The sequence below is a fragment of the Frankia gtarii genome (assembly GCF_025403375.1).
GTDB classification, from domain to species: Bacteria; Actinomycetota; Actinomycetes; order Frankiales; family Frankiaceae; genus Frankia; species Frankia gtarii.
The window spans coordinates 1-2,817 of the sequence record NZ_JAMPTM010000455.1 but is presented as its reverse complement, the minus strand read 5'-3'; the positions used below and the strand labels follow the sequence as shown (position 1 = coordinate 2,817).

The window sequence follows — 2,817 nt, the reverse complement described above, 5'->3', positions numbered from 1 at the left end:
GGGACGGGTGGGCGGCGTCGGGGCGAGGCGTTCGGTACGGCGGAGGTGCCCGGGAGGTTCACCGGGGTGGCGATGATCGCGGTACGGCATCCGCGCGGGACCGAGCCGGGCCTTCCTGGCGGGCTGGCACGGGCACTCGCGGGGCGGGGTGACTCAGCGGCAGGGGCGACAGAGATCGCTGTTGCTGTGCCCGAAGTCGACGTGACGCCGGCGCCGCAGACGTGGCTGGTCGTCGCGACCCTCCACGGAGGCACACGCGGACGCGCCGACGGTAGACCACGGGGTGAGCTGCACGCTTCCACACTAAATCCGTGCCAATGGCAGGTCAACGGGCCGATCGGGGCACCGGGACCCCGACGTGGCGGCCGATGGCCCCATCCCCTGGATACGCCAGAACGACAGGGGAAGCGACTATGACTTCGCTCACTGCGCCCGCATATCCGCGCACGGTGCGGGCCTGCCGATCGCCTTCGCGGTCCGCGGGCGGGATGCCCGGCGGCGCCCGGCTCGGCCGTGGTGTGTCTTGTCCGGAGGTGATCCGGAGTGCTCCTGGCGTTGTTCGTCTGGAGATGACAAGTAGACAAATTGGGTATCGGTCCGGCTCGCACCACTGTCACGGAGCCCCGCCGGAGTGGGTGGAGCCTGTACTGCGGGCAGCGGACCGTGAGCAGGGTGGCGTGAATGCGTTCGCGGTGATCCGGAGGGCTCGAAGCGGAAGCGGAGAGCACCCCCCGGTTGGTTCCGCGGCAGCTCGGTCCTGGTAGGTTTCCGTCGCCGAAGAGACGCTCTTCGATGACGATGCCGGGGGGGTCGAACTTGTCCTGACCGCAGTGTTGCCACAGCAAGTCGTCCGTGTCGGTCTGGTAAGAGTCGACGCACTACCGGGCGATGCGCGGTCTTCGGGACACGGGCGGCCGGCCGAACATAATCCGGAACCTGTCGGCGAGAGCGCGCAAAGCGTTGGCGTGCAGCGGTTCAGACGCGGGCTCGGGTAGATCTCGGCGTGCTTGAAGGTGGGTTTATGAAGGTGTGGCGGACAAGATTTGTCGGGACGGCGGTCATCGCGATGACGCTGCTGGCGGCCTGTAGTTCCGGCGATTCTTCGGGCAGTGCGAATGCTGCGACCGGCGCCTGCGCCCCCGGTGTGACCGATGATTCGATCAAGGCCGGTCTGCTCTATCCGGACAGCGGCGTGATGGCCGCCCAGTTCACCGGCTTCCGGGCCGGCGTCACCGCCCGGTTCGGTGCGGAGAACGCGACCGGCGGCGTCGACGGCAGAAAGATCGTTTCCGGCTGGCAGGACGACCAGTCCGACCCCAGCGGCAACCTGCAGGGCGCCCGGGAGCTGGTCGCCCAGAACGCCTTCGCCGTCGTCCAGTACTCCGCCGTCTCCCAGCAGTCCATCGACTACCTCGACTCCGCGGGCGTGCCCGTCGTGGGGGTGGCCGACCAGCCCGGTTGGGGCCGGCACCAGAACACCTTCAGCGTCACCTTCGCCAGCCAGACCGGTCAGAGCACCACGACGCTCGGCGACTTCGTCCGTCAGCAGGGCGGCACCAAGGCCGCGCTGGCCATCAGCTTCCTCAGCGAGACGGCCAAGCTCTACGCCGACGGCGTCAGCGCCAGCCTGCGCCACGCCGGCATCGACGTCGTCACGCAGGACGTCGACGCCACCAACACCGCGGACGTCGCCCGAAAGATCATCGCTTCGGGTGCCGACACCATCATCGCCGCGGCGCCGCTCGACCTCTATACCGGCGTCCTGGACGCCGCGGTCAGCGCCGGGCACCCGTTCAAGGTCGCCGTCTCCGTCGTCAGCTACGACCCGCGCCTGCTCGCTCCCTACGGCCAGAAGCTCGCCGGCAGCTATGCCCAGCTCTCCTTTGCGGCTCTCGAACGCGACCGGCCGGTCCAGCGGCGATTCCTGCAGGCGATGGCGACCTATTCCCCGGAGATCTCCCCGGCGGGCCAGCAGAGCGCCATCGACGGCTGGTTGAGCGCGGACCTGTTCATCCGTGGCCTGAAGACCCAGCAGGGCTGCCCCACCCGTGACTCCTACATCAAGGGTCTGCGGGCGGTGAAGGACTACGACGCCGATGGAATGATGGTCAATAAGATCAATTTCGCGACGGACCAGGGTAAGCTCGATCTCTGCTACGACTTCGTCCGGATCGCGAAGACCGGCGACCGTTTCGAGGTCGTCAGCCCGGAGCCTTTCTGCGGTGCACGCATCGAGACGGGCTGATGAGGCCCGCTCCGGTTGCGCCGCGTCCTGCCGGCGGATCGTCGTTCGTGATGCGTCGACCGTTCTCCTTCTCAAGATCCTCTGTATGCAAATTACGTGCCTGACTGAGTTCGGAGGATGAGACCTGTACTGATCGTCGTGCTGCCGTGAACATGTCATCCGCTAGGAGCCGGGAAGTGGATCGGGCACGTGCTGGTCAGGGTCACCGACGAGGCGGCGGGCAGCAGGGGCGCCGGCAGGAGGCGGACGTGTCACCGAGGGTCGGGCCATCCCGCAGGGCCGGGCGGGCGGCTGCCGCATCGGCGGTACGTCACGGCGAGGCGGGGTCGACTGTGACTTCCCTCACGGCCGCCGCGGATCTGTGCACGGTGTGGGCCTGCCGCTCGCCGCCTGGTCCGCGGGCGGGGCGATCGGTGGCGCCCAGTTCGGCCGCGTTCGTCTCGGGTGGCGGTGGCCTGCCGTATGCCCATCATTGTGCATCCGAAGATAATTAATATGCGGGACCGAGTCTCGGGATTCGGTCCGCCGAATGTGTCGGCGGCGGGCGGGGCGGGGGCGTTGACGGATCGCCC

At 68.2% G+C, this 2,817-nt stretch carries 1 protein-coding gene; it reads left to right on the top strand.

Annotation, left to right across the window (positions count from 1 at the left end; genetic code table 11):
- Window positions 1-1,021: 1,021 nt before the first annotated feature.
- A complete protein-coding gene (locus NBZ83_RS31300) occupies window positions 1,022-2,245 on the top strand; it encodes an ABC transporter substrate-binding protein (protein WP_261567663.1) in 1,224 nt (407 codons plus the stop codon).
- Window positions 2,246-2,817: the final 572 nt, after the last annotated feature.